The organism is Streptomyces sp. NPDC047974, assembly GCF_040653375.1.
Taxonomy (GTDB): domain Bacteria; phylum Actinomycetota; class Actinomycetes; order Streptomycetales; family Streptomycetaceae; genus Streptomyces.
Genome location: NZ_JBEZNU010000029.1, coordinates 60,207 through 75,134 on the forward strand (window position 1 = coordinate 60,207; position 14,928 = coordinate 75,134).

Consider the following 14,928-nt stretch of genomic DNA (forward strand, 5'->3'; position numbering starts at 1 on the left):
GTCCATGGTGAAGAGCGGTACGACGACCCAGGGGCTGCGCGCGGCGATCGAGCGCAGCGGCTACTACCCGGCCCTCGTGTCCGAGGCGGTGGAGGCCGCCGTCGGCGGCGAGGACGTGGCGTCGTACGTGGTCCACCAGGAGACCACCTTCGACGCCAACGAGGTCCGGCGCCACGTCACCGTCCTCGTGCTGACCCCGAGCCGTTTCATCGTCAGCCACACCGACGAGCAGGCGGCCGACAACAGCTCGCCGAGCCCGTACGCCACGACGTCCACCGAGTCCGTGAAGCTGGACCGGATCTCCTCGGTCGTGGTCAGCCGGGTCGTCGCCAACCCGGAGTCGTACACCCCGGGCTCCGTGCCCCGCGAGGTCGTCCTGACCATCGGCTGGGGCGCCGTCTCCCGGATCGACCTGGAGCCCGCCGCCTGCGGCGACCCGAACTGCGACGCCGACCACGGCTACACCGGCAACGCCACCGCGGACGACCTCAGCCTGCGCGTCAGCGAGGCCGGGGACGGCCCGGACACCGTCCGGCAGACCCTCACCTTCGCCCAGGCGCTCTCCGAGGCCACCGCCGACACCGCGCCGACGGCCGGCCGCTGATGGCGCAGCCGACCTCCGTCGCCCACGGCTGGCCGGACGATCCGGTTCCGCTCGCGCCCGGGTCCGCCCCGCTGCCCGAGTACGGCTCCGGCTCCCTCGCCGACCTGCTGCCCACCCTCGTCGCGGGCCAGGGCGTGCCCGGGCACGAGGCGCGGATCGCCGAGCTGACCCCGGCCGACCGCGTCTGTGTCTTCCTCGTCGACGGGCTCGGCTGGGAGCAGATCAAGGCCCACCCGGACGAGGCCCCGTACCTGACCTCGCTGCTCGGCTCCTCGCGCGGCGGCACCGGCCGGCCCCTCACCGCCGGCTTCCCCGCCACCACCGCGACCTCGCTCGCCTCCGTCGGCACCGGCCGCGCCCCCGGGACCCACGGCCTCGGCGGCTACACGGTGCGCAACCCCGAGACCGGCGAGCTGATGAACCAGCTCAAGTGGCGGCCCTGGACCCCGCCGAAGGCCTGGCAGCCGTACCCGACGGTCTTCCAGCAGGCCCACGCGGCCGGGATCCACACCGCGCAGGTGTCCTCCCCGATCTTCGAGCAGACCCCGCTCACCCAGATCGCGCTCAGCGGCGGCACCTTCCACGGCCGCCTCTCCGGCGAGGAGCGCATGGACCTCGCCGCCGAGCAGCTGGCGGGCGGCGACCGCTCGCTGGTCTACACGTACTACAGCGAACTCGACGGCGCCGGGCACCGCTTCGGCCTCGACTCCGACGCCTGGCGCGGTCAGCTCATGCTCGTCGACCGGCTGGTCCAGCGGCTCGCCGAGCAGCTGCCCGCCCGCTCGGCGCTGTACGTCACCGCCGACCACGGCATGGTCGACGTGCCCTTCGACGAGGAGCACCGGATCGACGTCGACGAGGACTGGGAGCTGCGCGCCGGCGTCGCCCTCCTCGGCGGCGAGGGCCGCGCCCGGCACGTCTACGCCGTCCCCGGAGCCGAGGCCGACGTCCTCACCTGCTGGCGCGAGGTCCTCGGCGAACAGTTCTGGGTGGCTGGCCGCGACGAGGCCATCGCCCTCGGCTGGTTCGGCGACACGGTCGACGAGCGGGTGTACGGGCGGATCGGCGACGTCGTCGCCGCGGCCCACGACGACGTGGCCCTCGTCGCGTCCGTCGGCGAGCCGCTGGAGACCCGGATGACCGGCATGCACGGTTCGATGACCCCCGCCGAGCAGTTCGTGCCTCTGCTCGAAGTCCGGTCCTGACCCTCCGTTCCTCCGGTTCCCGTTCCTCCGGTTCCCGTCCCTCCCCTCCGACCCGAAAGGTCTGCGACCCGTCATGCCCGAGCTGGTGTTCTTCTCCGGAACGATGGACTGCGGAAAGAGCACGCTGGCGCTCCAGATCGCGCACAACCGCGACGCGCGCGGACTCCAGGGCGTGATCTTCACCCGTGACGACCGGGCGGGCGCCGGGAAGCTGTCCTCGCGGCTCGGCCTGGTGACCGAGGCCGTCGAGGCGCCGGACGGCATGGACCTGTACGCGTACCTCGTCGACCAGCTCTCCCAGGGCGGCAAGGCCGACTACGTGATCGTCGACGAGGCGCAGTTCCTCGCGCCGGTCCAGATCGACCAGCTCGCGAGGATCGTCGACGACCTCGGGCTCGACGTGTACGCCTTCGGCATCACCACCGACTTCCGGACCAAGCTCTTCCCCGGCTCGCAGCGGCTGATCGAGCTCGCCGACCGGATCGAGCAGCTCCAGGTGGAGGCGCTGTGCTGGTGCGGCGCCCGCGCCACCCACAACGCCCGGACCGTCGACGGCCACATGGTCGTCGAGGGCGAGCAGGTCGTCGTCGGCGATGTGAACACCGCCGCGGAGGTCGTCGGGTACGAGGTGCTGTGCCGGCGCCACCACCGCCGGCGGATGACGAGCGCGAGCGCCCGCGCGGCGGCGCTGTCCCCGGACGTACTGCCGGTGACCCCGGCCTGAGGAACCGGTCGGGCGGTGACCGGAGGCCTGCGGCGTCCGTCGGACCCGTCACCCGGTCACCCGGTCACCCGGCCGAGCGCCCCTCGCCCGGGCTCCGTCCGACGCGGTACGCCTCCGACGCCGGTACGCATCCGACGCCGGTACGCCTCCGGCCGATGACACCGGGTGTTCACCCGGGCGCTGCCCGGACATCGCCCGGTGATCCACTCCGAGACGCTCCAACCGGGAGTAATGGGTTCGTCCCGCCGTGCGTTCGCCGCGGGTGATCGACGAGCCGTGCGCTCTCTGGAGGACCCGTGCCACCCGCCGCCCCGCCCGCGCCCACCCCTGCCCGGGACGGAGTACGGGGACTCCGCGCGGCCCGGAACCCGCTGCTGCTCGCCCCCGCCGGCGCCGGACTGCTCACCGCCCTGGTCTTCGTCCTGGCCACCGCGCTCGCCCGCAGCCACCCCCTCGGGCCGTACACCCGGAACGTCGTCGACCTGGGCCAGCAGTACCTCCCGTACCACGCCTACTGGCGCGCCTTCCTGCTCGGCGACACCCACGGCGACGCCTTCCTCAACTGGAACTCCGGCTTCGGCGCCGGCTTCCTCGGCGACATCGGCACCTATCTGAGCAGCCCCTTCTCCCTGCTCGTCGTCCTCTTCCCGGCCGACCGGCCCGAGCTCGCGCTGTACGTCGTCACCGCGCTCAAGATCACCGCGGCGGGGGCGGCGATGGCCGCGCTGCTGATCCGGCTCCGCCCCGCCGGGCCGTCCGACGGCCCCTGGCCGCTCGCCGCCCTCCTCGGGGCCGCGTACGCGCTCTCCGGCTGGACCTTCAACCACGGCGCGTCCGTGCCGATGTGGCTGGACGGGCTCATCGCCTTCCCGCTGCTCTGCCTGGTGGCGGAGTGGGCCCGGGCGCGGCGGCGGCCGGTCCTCGGCCCGCTGGTCGTCGCCGTCGCCTGGATCGCCAACTTCTACACCGCCTACATGGCCACCCTCGGCGCCGCGCTCTTCCTCGCCGTCCGGCTCCTCACCGCCGAGGCCGCCGGGGCCGCCGGGGCCGCCGGGGCCGCCGGGGCCGCCGGGGCCGCCGGGACTGTCGGGGCCGCCGGGACTGTCGGGACCTCTGGCGCCGCCGGCACCACTGGCACCTCCGGCACGACCGCCACCACCACCGCCCGCGTCCGGCCGCGACTCGCCGCCCTTCTGCGGGCCGTGTGGACCGTCGGCCTCGGCGTCGGGCTCGCCGCGCCGCTCGTCCTCGTCGTCTTCAGCGGCACCAAGTACGCCGACCCGACGCCCGAGACCGTCTTCGTGCCCGCCTCCTGGAGCGAGCTGTTCGGGCGCTTCCTGCCCGCCACCGCCAACGTGGAGACGCCGGCGCTCTTCATCGGCACGCCCGCGCTCCTCCTCGCCCTCACCCTGCCCTTCAACCGGGCCGTCGCCCCGCGCGTGCGGTACGGCTGGACGGCGGCGGTCGTGCTGGTCACGCTCTCCCTCCAGTGGGGCCCCACCCACCTCCTCTGGCACGCCGGCGCCTCGCCGAACGGCAATCCGTACCGCCAGACCTTCGTCCTGTGCGGCCTGCTCCTCGTCGCGGCCTGGCTCTCCGGTGCCCCCGGCGTGCCCCGCCCGGCCGCCCTGCTCGGCGCCGCCGCCCTCCTCGGGGCGCTCGCCCTCGCCGCCCGCGCCGGCACCGACATCGACGCCTGGACCTACCCCGTCGCCGGCGCCGCCCTCCTGCTCGCCGGCGTCGCCGCGCTCCTCCTGCTCCTGCGCGGCCGCGTCCGGACACCCGCCCTCGCCGCCGGCGCGGCCGCCCTCCTGCTCGCCGCCCAGGCGGGCGAGGCGGCCGTCAGCGGGGCGCGCGTCGAGCAGCAGCAGCGCGCCGACGTGGCCTGGTCGCCCCGGATCGGCGACTGGCAGCGGGCGGTGGGCGCCGAGGTGGCCCGCGCCGACGCCTGGCCCGCGCACCGCACCGACCCCGGCCCGCTGCCCGGCGGCAACGAACCCCTCCTCCTCGGCGGCGAGGGCGCCGACGCCTACTCCAGCCTCACCACCGAGAACACCTCCCGCACCCTCGACTCCCTCGGCTTCGGCCACTACGCCAAGGGCCGGCACCCCGAGACCCTCGACAACCCCGTGACCGACGCGATCTTCTCCATCGGCACCCGGATCCGCTCCGAGGCCACCGAGCCGGTGCGCCAGGACGCGGCGCCCCGCGGCACCGCGACCGCCACGACCACCCCCGTACCGCCGCTCGTCACCGTCCACCCGGGCCGCCCGGCCGCCGTCGACCCGGCCGACTCCGCCTTCCGGAACCAGGAACTGCTCCTCGGCTCCTCCGTCTACGCCCTGCCCGCCGTGCGCCGCACCGGCACCACGCTCACCGCCCGCTGCCCGGCCGGCGCCGAGGTCTGGTTCTGGGCACCCGAGTACCACGGCACCGCCGCCCTCGACGGCGCCGCCCCCGCCGCCTACGACGGCCGCCCGCCCGCCGTCCGCGCCCCGATGCGCGCCCTCGGCACCGTTCCGGCCGGCGGCGAGGTCCGCATCCTGCTCGTCCCCGAACGGAAGCCGACCCTCCCGCGACAGTCCGTCGGCTGCCTCGACCGCGCCCGGCTCGCCGCCGCCGTCACCCGGCTCACCGCCACCGGCGCCACCCGGGTCACCACCACCGGCCACACCCTCACCGCCGAGCTGCCGCCCGGAAGCACCGGCCTCGCCGTCGTCGCCGTCCCCCGCGCCACCGGCTGGCGGTGCGCCGCCGGGGACGCCGAGCCCATCTCCGCCCGCTCCCACCGGGGCCTGCTCGCCGTCCCCCTGGACGGCCGCGCCACCCGGGTGAGCTGTTCCTTCCGGCCCCCGGGCGTCCGGCTCGGCGCCGCCGCCGGAGTCGCCGCGCTGCTCGCGCTCGCCGGCACCGCGCTGCTCGCCCGGCGCCGCGCCCGGCGGCCGGAGGGCGGTTCGCACGAGGGACGACAAGAGTTCACCGGCCGTCCACACGAGGCTCGTTCGGGTGCTGAGGACGCCGATTACGCTGCCCGCCGTACCGGCGCCTGACAGCCGGACGACACCCCGAGTCCACCGCGTACGGCACTCCTCCGTACGCCCCCGAGCCCTCCGTGTCCGTCTCCGATCCAGTGTGGGGATTCTCCGCGTGCCCAAACTCTCCGTCGTCGTCCCCTTCCACAACGTCGGGCCGTACGCCCCCGACACCGTGCGCAGCCTCGCCCACAACGCGGACCCGGACTTCGAGTTCCTGCTGATCGACGACTGCTCCACCGACGAGACCCCGGACGTCCTGGACCGCTGGCGGGACCGCGTCCCGAACACCCGGGTGATCCGCCACGAGACCAACCTCGGCGTCGCCCAGGCCCGCAACACCGGCATCGACGCCGCCACCGGCGACTACATCACCTTCCTCGACGGCGACGACTGGTACGCCCCCGGCCACCTCCGGGCCGCCGTCGACGGCATAGAGCGGCTCGGCTGCGACTTCGCCCGCACCGACCACGTCCTCGCGGAGGGCCGCAAGCGGAACATCAAGTACGCCCCCGCCAAGCTCCGCGACGCGGTCATGGACCCCCGCGACGGCATCGCCCCGGCCAGCATGATCACGATGGTGGACTACCCCTTCGTCCCCTTCGGCATCTACGGCCGCACCCTCTTCGAGAACGGCGAGTCCCGCTTCGAGACCAAGCTGCGCACCGCCGAGGACCGGCTCTGGGTCTGGCGCCTCCACCTCAAGGCCCGCACCTACGCCGCCCTCTCCCTGCACGGCGTCTTCTACCGCCGCGGCGTCACCACCTCGCTCACCCAGATCAGCGACAACCGCCAGCTCGACTTCATCCCCTCCTACGACCTGCTCCTGGAGGAGGTCTCCCGGGACCGCGACGCCGACCGCTTCCTGCCCAAGGCCGTCCGCACCTACTGCGCCATGATCGCCTTCCACGTGAACAAGGCCGGGAAGTACGAACCCGAGGTCGCCCAGCGGCTGCGCTCCGACGTCGCCGACGCCCTGCACCGCATGCCGCAGGACGTCCTCGAAGAGACCCTCGCCACCATGGACACCCCCCGCGCCACCCTTCTGCGGAGCCTGCGCGAGACCGGAAGGACCGTCTGACCATGACCACCGACACCGCCACCGGGGCCGGCACGGTCCAGATCTTCCAGGTCTCCACCCTCTACGGCGCCGCGACCGTCGCCGCCGCCGTCGACGCCGGACTCTACGGCGCCCCCGGCGCCGCCCGCCGCCTCCTGCTGCTCTCGCACAACGCCGAGATCCCGGAGACCGCGCTCCGCCTGGAGTCCATGACCGGCTACGCGCGGATCGCCGCCCGCTTCGACGGCGTCCTCGACTGGAACGAGACGATCCACCCGTACCACCCGGCCGCCTGGGCCCCCCGCCCCGAGGAGGCCCCGCTCTGGCAGCGGGTGCTGCGCACCGCCTGGGACCTCGGCACCGCCCGCGTCGAGCTGATCGTGGAGTCCATCCAGGTCAACCCGGCCAAGGCGCTCGGCGCCTGCTTCCCGGAGAGCTCCGTCGAGGTGTACGCCGACGGGCTGATGAGCTACGGCCCCACCCGCACGGACGTCGCCCAGTCCCTGGCCTGCCGCATCCGCCGGCTGCTCCACCTCGACCTGGTGCCCGGCCTCACCCCGATGCTCCTCACCGAGTACGGCACCCCCTCCGCGCTGGTCCCCGACGCCGCCTTCCGCGCGGTGCTCGCCGAGATCGCCGCCGACGCGGGCGACGACCCGGCGGTCGCCGAGGCCGTCGCCGCCAGGCCCACCGCGCTCCTCCTCGGCCAGTACCTCGCCGCCCTCGGCCTCCTCACCGTCGAGGAGGAGGAGGCACTGCACGTCCGGATGATCCGCGGCGCCGCCGCCCTCGGCCACCGCAGCATCGTCTTCAAGCCGCACCCCACCGCGCCCGCCGGATACTCGACCGTGCTGCGCGAGGCCGCCGAGGAGGCCGACGTCCGGCTCACCGTCCTCGACGTGCCGCTGCTCGCCGAGACCTTCTACGAGCGCTGCGAGCTGCGGCTCGTCGTCGGGTGCTTCTCCACGGCGATGCTCACCGCGGCCGTCTACTACGGCGTCCCCGCCGCCCGGGTCGGCACCGAGGAACTCCTCGAACGGCTGACCCCCTTCGAGAACAGCAACCGGATCCCGCTCACCGTGGTCGACCACCTCGTCCCCGACCTGGAGGGCGACGCGGCGCCCGCCGTGCCGGGGCCGGCGCCCGCGTCGCTCGCCCCGCTCGTCCGCGCGGTGGGCTACTGCATGCGGCACAAGGCCCACCCCGGCCTGCGGGCCGAGACCGAGCTGTACCTGGCGGCGCACCACGACGATCCGGAGGTCGCCCACCACTTCGGCTCCGTCCGCCTCACCCAGCTGGGTCTCCCGGGCGGCGAGCCCGCCCCGGCCGGTCCCTCGCTGCTCCGCCGGAGCCTGGCCCGCGGCCGCCGCTGAGGAGGGAGGACACGGGTGCCGGTACGGGCCCCGGGGCGCGTGCCGTCAACGGGAGCGCGACCTCACGAGGGTGAACACCGCGCCCTCCGGGTCCGCCACCAGGGCGAGCCGCCCGGCCGTGCCGTCCCGGGGCGGCCGCAGCATCTGGCCGCCCAGCTCCACCACCAGCCGGGCCGCCGCGTCCGTGTCGTCGACCTCGAAGTACGTCATCCAGTGCGGGCCCCGGTCCCGGGCCAGCTCCTCGCCCACCCCGTGCAGCGAGGCGACCGGGCGCCCGTCGACGTGCAGGGTGGCGTAGTCGAAGTCGGCCGAGACGACGGGCTCGACCTCGTACCCGAAGACCGACCGGTAGAACTTGCCGACCGTGGCCGTCTCGTAGGTGAGCAGTTCGTTCCATACCGGCGTCCCGGGCGGGCCGGCGAGCGCGGTGCCGTGGTGGGCCTCCGCCTCCCAGACGCCGAAGACGGCGCCCGTGGGGTCGGCGCAGATGACGAGGCGGCCCGCCTCGCCCGCGTCCAGCGGGCCCACCGCCACGGTCCCGCCGCAGCAGCGGATGGATTCGGCGGTCTCTCCGGCGTCGTCGGTGGCCAGGTAGGTCGTCCAGGCGGTGTTCAGGTGGCGGTCGGGGGGCAGCTGTCCGATGCCGGCCACCTCGCGCCCGCCGAGGAGCGCCCGCACGTACGGACCGAGCTGCCGCGGACCGGGGACGAACTCCCAGCCGAAGAGTTCCCGGTAGAAGTCCTGTGTGCCCTCGATCCCGTGCACCATCAGACTCACCCAGCAGGGTGTTCCCGGGCTGCGTCGAGCGGCCTCGGTCATCGTCACCCTCTCCTCGGACCTGGTCGTGGCCGTGCTCCGCCACCGGTGACCTCGCCGGGTCGCGCACGGCGCGCCCCGGTCGCACCCCGTCTGGCGCGATCCTCCGGGAGGACGCCGGGTCCGTCCCCGACGCGGGCATGGCTGCGCGAGGATGGCCCCATGAAGCCCATCATCTCCGCAAGCGAACTCGCGAGCGAGTCGGCGGGAGCCCGGCCGCCTGTGCTCCTGGACGTGCGCTGGACCCTCGGGGGCCCGCCCGGGCGCCCCGCGTACGAGGCCGGGCACCTGCCCGGCGCGGTCTATGTGGACCTCGACGCCGAACTGGCGGGACCGCCCGGGGAGGGCGGCCGGCACCCGCTGCCCGACCCGGAGGCCTTCGGGGCGGTGATGCGCCGGGCGGGGGTCCGCGCCGACCGCCCGGTGGTGGTCTACGACGGCGGGCTCGGCTGGGGCGCCGCCCGCGCCTGGTGGCTGCTGCGCTGGACCGGCCACCAGGACGTGCGGGTGCTCGACGGAGGCCTGGCGGCCTGGCCGGGGGAGCTGTCGACCGCGGTGCCGGAGCCGGAACCGGGCGACTTCACGCCGAAGCCGGGCGGGCTGCGGCTGCTCGACGCGGACGAGGCGGCGGCGCTGGCCCGCTCCGGGCTGCTCCTGGACGCCCGGGCCGCCGAGCGGTACCGCGGCGACGTCGAGCCGATCGACCGGGTCGGGGGCCACATCCCGGGCGCCCACTCGGCACCGACCACGGAGAACGTGGCGGGGGACGGCCTCTTCCTCGCCGCCGACAAGCTGCGGGAGCGGTTCGCGGGCCTCGGCGCGACGGCGGCGGGGGAGGTGGGCGTCTACTGCGGTTCGGGCGTCTCGGGCGCCCACGAGGTGCTGGCCCTGGAGCTGGCCGGCATCCCGGCGGCCCTCTACGCCGGCTCCTGGTCGGAGTGGTCCTCGGACCCCTCACGCCCGGTGGCCACCGGCCCGGACCCGCGGTAGCGCCAGGCGTACGGCAGGGGCCCGCGCCGAGGGTTCGGTGCGGGCCCCTGCCGGCGGCGTACCGGGACTACTCCTTGGTCTTCCGGCGCGTCCCGAAGACGATCTCGTCCCAGCTGGGGACCGCCGCGCGGCGGCCCGGGCGGACGCCGTCGGCCTCCGCCTGCCGGTCGGTGGCGCCGTGCAGCCGGTCGCGGTGGCCGGAGACGGAGCGGGGCATGAGGACGTCGGCGTAGGCCGCGCCCGCCCCGGCGGAGGCGGCGGGAGCGGGCGGCTCCTCCGCCTCGACCTCGTCGGACGGCTCGCTGTCGGGCTGCTCCGGCACGACCAGGTCGCCGCGGAAGCTGGGCACCGCCTCCAGGAGGCTGGTGAGCGAGTCCCGCTCCTCCTCGGGTTCGGCCGAGGCGGTCAGCGGGGCCCGGTCGAGCTGCCGGTCGAGGGCGCGGTCGAGCGGCCGGTCCAGGGTCCGGTCGAGCGGCCGGTCCCGGGGCAGCCGGGCGATGCGCGGTACGAAGGGGAAGCTCGGCTCCGGCGTGGCGGCGAGGGTGTCGTCGGTCTCGCCGATCAGCGCCCGCGCCTCGTCGTCCACGGCCTGGACGAGCCGGCGCGGCGGGTCGTAGGTCCAGCTGGCGGTGTGCACCTCGCCCGCGACGCGGTAGACGAGCAGCACCTCCCAGGTGCCGTCGTCGCGCCGCCAGGAGTCCCACTGCACGGTGTCCTTGTCGGCGCCGCGCAGCAGCAGCCGCTCCTGCACCGCCTCGCCGAGCTGGGGGCCGGTGTTCTCGCCGGGGCGGCGGACCGGGGTCTTCCGGGCGCGCTCGGCCATGAAGGCGCGCTCGGCGAGGACGGGGCCCTCGAAGCGGCGGACGCGGTCCACGGGGATGCCGGCCAGCTGGGCGACCTCCTCGGCGGAGGCACCGGCTCGTATCCGCGCCTGGATGTCCCGGGGGCGGAGGTGGCTCTCGACCTCGATCTCGATCTGCCCGAGGCGCGCGCGGTCGTTGCGCACGGCGGCCCGCAGCCGCTCGTCGATCGGAAGTGTGTACTCCGTGCTGTCGGCAGCCTTGAGCACCAGTCGTGTGCCGTCGTTGGAGACGGCCACGACACGCAGTTCGGGCATGGGGACCTCCCGGGTGGTGCCTGCCGACGTCACGTGCGTCGCTGCTTCCGCTAGTCGAGTGTGGCCTGCCCGGGTGCAGCCTGCCACTACCTTGCCGAGTTGCCCGGCGTGTCGGGCGTGGACCCGGAGCCGCCGTTATGGCACGGTTACCTGTTCACTACCCGGAGTGACCGAGGGTCACACTGTGTAGCGGTTCCGTTCCCGGGCGCCCTGGAGGGCGTCCGGACCCAGGGTTCGCCAATGTACTCCATTCGGGCCACTCGGGTGGACCGGCGCGCCGCCCAACTTCTCGGGGTGGGCGGGAGTTGAGCCTCCGTCTCCATTCCTCCCGCGTGGCACTCTTCACAGAACCCCCTGAACCGGAACTATTCGCTTCGCCTATCTGTCCCTTCTGGGTGCACCGTGGAACAGATGGGCGAACAGAGGGTGGAGATGCGTCACAGGCAGCCGACCGACACGGACGACCCGGAGATACGGGCTCCGGCCCCCGGGAACGACCCCCCGGAGCCGGGGGAGAAGGCACAGCGGAAGATCGACCTGAGCGTGCCCCAGGTCGCCGGCAGCGCGCTCGCCGCTGTGATCGCCGCCAAACTCGCCTCCACCCTCGGGGTCTACGGGACGATCCTCGGCGCCGGTGTGATCAGCGTCATCGCCACCTGCGGCGGGCCGCTCTTCCAGCAGCTCTTCAAACGGACCGGCGAGCAGGTGCGCGACGCGACGACCGCCGCCAAGCCGAGGGCGCGTCAGGTCCCGCTCCCCGCCCCGGCGGAGGTCCGTGACGACCGCCACACCCTGGTGCCGGGCACCCTCCCCGAGGCCGTGGCCCCCTTCCCGTACGACGAGGAGTTCGGCTCGGCCACCACCCACGGAACCCGGCTGCGTGGCTGGAAACGCCCCGTGCTGGCCGCCGCGCTCGTCTTCGGCGTCACCATGGGCGGCATCACCGCCTACGAGCTGGTCTCCGGCGAGGACTTCAGCGGCACCCAGGGCACCACCACCTTCGGCTCCGTGGTCCGCGGCGACGGCGGCGGCCGACAGGACGCCCCCGAACAGCCCGTACAGGAGCGGCAGGGGCAGCAGCCGGAGACGCCCGCGCCGACCGGCTCCGCGAGCCCCGACGCCGAGCCGGACGCGGCCACCCCGTCCACCGGCGCCACCCCCGACCCCGGGACCGGGACGCCGGGCGACGGGGCCACGACGGCCCCGACCCCGGACCCGGACGGCTCCGCCGACGGCGGTACGACCCCGACCGAGGAGCCCGGCGAGCCGACGACCGGGCCGACGGAGCCCGCGACCCCGACCGCGCCCACCGCGCCCACCGCGCCCACCGAGGACCCCGGCGCCGGCCCGGCCTCCGGGGACGCCCCCGCGGCCCCCTCCGGGGACACGGCCGGGTGAGCCCCCGTCAGTCGCCCAGGATCCGCCGCAGATGGTCGTTGGCGAAGCGGCGCTCCGGGTCGAGCCGGTCGCGCAGCGCCGTGAACTCGGCGAAGCGCGGGTAGGCCGCCGCCAGCCGGGCCGCGTCCCGGGTGTGGACCTTGCCCCAGTGCGGCCGGCCGCCGTGCGCGGTCATGATGCGCTCCACCGCGGTGAAGTACCCGCGGTGGGGCGTTCCCTTGTACACGTGCACGGCGATGTAGGCCGTCTCCCGGCCGGAGGCCGTGGAGAGCGCGATGTCGTCGGCGGGGGCGGTGCGCACCTCCACCGGGAAGCTCACCTTCAGCGGCGAACGCTCCACCATCGCCTTCAGCTCGCGCAGCGCCGTCGTCGCGGCCTCCCGCGGCAGCGCGTACTCCATCTCCAGGAAGCGGACCCGGCGCGGGGTCGTGAAGACCTTGTACGGGATGTCGGTGTACGTACGGGCGGACAGGGCGCGGCTGGAGACCCGGGCGATCGAGGGGACGACCGGCGGCACCGCCCGGCCGAGCGCGCAGGCCGCCCGGAAGACGCCGTTGGAGAGGAACTCGTCCTCGAACCAGCCGCCGATGCGCGGCAGCGGCGCGGCGGGGCCGGCGCTGCGGTTGTTGCGCTTGGTGTTGCAGTTGTCCGTGTGGGGGAACCAGTAGAACTCGAAGTGCTCGTTCTCCGCGTGCAGCTGGTCGAACTCGGCGATCACCCGGTCGAAGCGCATCGGCTCCTCCCGCGCGGTCAGCAGGAAGAGCGGCTCCACGGCGAAGGTGATCGCGGTGACCACGCCGAGCGCGCCGAGGCCGATCCGGGCCGCCGCGAACACCTCGGGGTTCTCGTCGGCCGAACAGGTCATCAGGGTCCCGTCGGCCGTCACCAGTTCCAGGGCGCGGATCTGGGCGGCGATCGAGGCGGAGTCCCGGCCGGTGCCGTGGGTGCCGGTCGAGGTGGCCCCGGCGACCGTCTGCTCCATGATGTCGCCCATGTTCGTGAGCGACAGGCCCTCCCGGGCCAGTGCCACGTTGAGCCGCTTCAGCGGGGTGCCGGACTCCACCGTCACCGTCATCGCCGAGCGGTCGATCCGCCGGATCCCGGTGAGCAGGTCGGGGCGGATCAGCACCCCGTCGGTGGCCGCGATCGGGGTGAAGGAGTGGCCGGTGCCGACGGTCTTCACCCGCAGCCCGTCCCGGGCCGCCCGACGGAGCTCGGCGGCCAGCTCCTCGGCCGAGGCCGGGCTCACCTCCCGCACCGGACGGGAGGTGACGTTCCCCGCCCAGTTACGCCACGGGCTGCCCGCCGTCCTGGCGCTGCCCGGTCCCGCTGTCCTCGTGCTCATCTCGCCCCTCCCGGTCCGGCGCCGGCGTACGCAGCCGGCGGTGGCCGAGAAGCGCCACCACGACCGCGAGCGCGCCCGCGACGACGGGCACCACGTACGCCGCCTCCGCCCCCGAGGCATCGACCACCCAGCCGGCCGCGGACGAGCCGAGGGCCACGCCGATCGCGAGGCCGGTGCCCGTCCAGGTCATGCCCTCGGTCAGCTGGGTGTGCGGTACGTGCTTCTCGACGAGGGCCATCGTGGTCACCATCGTCGGCGCGATGGAGAGGCCCGCGACAAAGAGCGCCACGGCCAGCAACGGCAGGTTCCCGGCCAGTAGGAGGGGGATCATACTCACGGCCATCGCGCAGACGCCCAGCAGCCACCGGCGGGACGGCTCGCCCTTGAGGTGCAGCAGCCCGAAGACCGCGCCGGCCAGGCAGGAGCCCAGCGCGTAGACGGCCAGGACCAGACTGGCCGCGGCCTTCTGGCCCCGCTCCTCGGCGAAGGCCACGGTCACCACGTCCACCGCGCCGAAGATCGCGCCGGTCGCCACGAAGGCCAGGGCGAGGACCTGCAGGCCGGGGGAGCGGAGCGCCGAGGGGGCCTTGACGGCGGACTGCGGGTGCGGCTCCGGCTCGGTGGCCCGCTGGGAGGTCAGCCAGAAGACGCCGATCGCCAGGAAGACGCCGGCGAGGAGCGGGCCGGCCTCGGGGAACCAGGTGGTCGACAGGCCGATGGAGATGATCGGGCCGAAGATGAAGCACACCTCGTCGACGATCGACTCCCACGAGTACGCGGTGTGCAACTTGCGCGCGTCGCCCCGGTAGATGCCCGCCCAGCGGGCCCGGGTCATCGCGCCCACGCTGGGCACGACGCCGATCACGGCCGTGAAGGCGAAGAGGGTCCAGTCCGGCGCCCCCTGCTGCACGCAGAGCAGCAGGCCGGCCGCGGCGGCCATGGAGACCAGCGTGACCGGGCGGAGCACCCGGCGCTGGCCGTACCGGTCGACGAGCCGGGAGACCTGGGGGCCGAGCACGGCGGCGGACATCGCGAGCGTCGCCGACAGGGCGCCGGCGAGCCCGTACCGGCCGGTGACCTGGGAGATCATCGTGACGATGCCGATGCCCATCATGGACAGCGGCATCCGGCCGAGGAACCCGGCGACGGAGAACGAGGCGGTACCGGGAGCGGAGAAGATCGCGCGGTAGGGACTGGGCAAGGGGCTCTCCGGCTCTGCGACGCGGCGTGCCGGCCGCGCGTCATGGTCAACACGTGTAATTGA

General features: G+C 74.7%; 12 protein-coding genes. 8 read left to right on the forward strand and 4 right to left on the reverse strand.

What is annotated here, in order from left to right; all coding sequences use genetic code 11:
* The first annotated feature begins 4 nt into the window (after positions 1-4).
* The 6 genes from AB0E19_RS31165 (at position 5) to AB0E19_RS31190 (ending at position 7,998) form a co-directional block, all read left to right on the forward strand.
* Positions 5-604 carry a DUF5998 family protein gene (locus AB0E19_RS31165; protein ID WP_189955404.1) on the forward strand — a complete coding sequence of 200 codons (600 nt, stop codon included), beginning with the start codon at positions 5-7 and terminating at the stop codon, positions 602-604.
* Positions 604-1,809: a nucleotide pyrophosphatase/phosphodiesterase family protein gene (locus AB0E19_RS31170; protein WP_362185803.1), complete on the forward strand. Its 1,206-nt coding sequence runs from the start codon at positions 604-606 to the stop codon at positions 1,807-1,809. Before AB0E19_RS31165 ends, AB0E19_RS31170 begins: the two co-directional genes overlap by 1 nt.
* Before the next feature lie 73 nt (positions 1,810-1,882).
* Positions 1,883-2,533 (forward strand): thymidine kinase, encoded by a 651-nt coding sequence (locus AB0E19_RS31175; protein WP_360608437.1) that lies wholly within the window; start codon positions 1,883-1,885, stop codon positions 2,531-2,533.
* Positions 2,534-2,829: 296 nt separating this feature from the next.
* Positions 2,830-5,583, forward strand: a complete 2,754-nt coding sequence (locus tag AB0E19_RS31180) for a YfhO family protein (RefSeq protein WP_362185807.1) — start codon at positions 2,830-2,832, stop codon at positions 5,581-5,583.
* Between the two features lie 97 nt (positions 5,584-5,680).
* Complete coding sequence (locus AB0E19_RS31185) at positions 5,681-6,646, forward strand: glycosyltransferase family 2 protein (protein WP_362185810.1); 966 nt, start codon at positions 5,681-5,683, stop codon at positions 6,644-6,646.
* A gap of 2 nt (positions 6,647-6,648) precedes the next feature.
* Positions 6,649-7,998, forward strand: coding sequence for a polysialyltransferase family glycosyltransferase (locus AB0E19_RS31190; protein ID WP_362185813.1), 1,350 nt, complete (start codon positions 6,649-6,651; stop codon positions 7,996-7,998).
* 45 nt (positions 7,999-8,043) lie between these two features.
* Here the strand turns inward: AB0E19_RS31190 and AB0E19_RS31195 are convergent, their stop codons facing one another.
* Positions 8,044-8,817 (reverse strand): VOC family protein, encoded by a 774-nt coding sequence (locus tag AB0E19_RS31195; protein ID WP_362185816.1) that lies wholly within the window; start codon positions 8,815-8,817, stop codon positions 8,044-8,046.
* A gap of 159 nt (positions 8,818-8,976) precedes the next feature.
* Here AB0E19_RS31195 and AB0E19_RS31200 point away from each other — a divergent pair, with 159 nt between their 5' ends.
* Positions 8,977-9,804: a sulfurtransferase gene (locus AB0E19_RS31200; RefSeq protein ID WP_362185819.1), complete on the forward strand. Its 828-nt coding sequence runs from the start codon at positions 8,977-8,979 to the stop codon at positions 9,802-9,804.
* 67 nt (positions 9,805-9,871) lie between these two features.
* Here the strand turns inward: AB0E19_RS31200 and sepH are convergent, their stop codons facing one another.
* Positions 9,872-10,921 carry a septation protein SepH gene (gene sepH, locus AB0E19_RS31205; protein WP_362185822.1) on the reverse strand — a complete coding sequence of 350 codons (1,050 nt, stop codon included), beginning with the start codon at positions 10,919-10,921 and terminating at the stop codon, positions 9,872-9,874.
* Positions 10,922-11,332: 411 nt separating this feature from the next.
* Between sepH and AB0E19_RS31210 the strand changes: the two genes are divergently transcribed.
* Entirely contained in the window at positions 11,333-12,319 is a 987-nt protein-coding gene (locus tag AB0E19_RS31210; RefSeq protein ID WP_362185825.1) for a hypothetical protein, read from the forward strand.
* Between the two features lie 7 nt (positions 12,320-12,326).
* On the opposite strand, the gene AB0E19_RS31215 is transcribed toward AB0E19_RS31210, so the two are convergent.
* Positions 12,327-13,664 (reverse strand): D-arabinono-1,4-lactone oxidase, encoded by a 1,338-nt coding sequence (locus tag AB0E19_RS31215; RefSeq protein ID WP_362185828.1) that lies wholly within the window; start codon positions 13,662-13,664, stop codon positions 12,327-12,329.
* Positions 13,606-14,865: an MFS transporter gene (locus tag AB0E19_RS31220; RefSeq protein ID WP_362185832.1), complete on the reverse strand. Its 1,260-nt coding sequence runs from the start codon at positions 14,863-14,865 to the stop codon at positions 13,606-13,608. The genes AB0E19_RS31215 and AB0E19_RS31220 overlap by 59 nt, the downstream gene beginning before the upstream one ends.
* Positions 14,866-14,928 lie beyond the last annotated feature (63 nt).

Coding starts and splice junctions, on each gene's coding strand:
- AB0E19_RS31165 (WP_189955404.1), top strand. CDS start 5: ATGGTGAAGAGCGGTACGACGACCCAGGGGCTGCGCGCGGCGATCGAG.
- AB0E19_RS31170 (WP_362185803.1), top strand. CDS start 604: ATGGCGCAGCCGACCTCCGTCGCCCACGGCTGGCCGGACGATCCGGTT.
- AB0E19_RS31175 (WP_360608437.1), top strand. CDS start 1,883: ATGCCCGAGCTGGTGTTCTTCTCCGGAACGATGGACTGCGGAAAGAGC.
- AB0E19_RS31190 (WP_362185813.1), top strand. CDS start 6,649: ATGACCACCGACACCGCCACCGGGGCCGGCACGGTCCAGATCTTCCAG.
- AB0E19_RS31195 (WP_362185816.1), bottom strand. CDS start 8,817: ATGACCGAGGCCGCTCGACGCAGCCCGGGAACACCCTGCTGGGTGAGT.
- AB0E19_RS31200 (WP_362185819.1), top strand. CDS start 8,977: ATGAAGCCCATCATCTCCGCAAGCGAACTCGCGAGCGAGTCGGCGGGA.
- sepH (WP_362185822.1), bottom strand. CDS start 10,921: ATGCCCGAACTGCGTGTCGTGGCCGTCTCCAACGACGGCACACGACTG.
- AB0E19_RS31210 (WP_362185825.1), top strand. CDS start 11,333: ATGGGCGAACAGAGGGTGGAGATGCGTCACAGGCAGCCGACCGACACG.
- AB0E19_RS31215 (WP_362185828.1), bottom strand. CDS start 13,664: ATGAGCACGAGGACAGCGGGACCGGGCAGCGCCAGGACGGCGGGCAGC.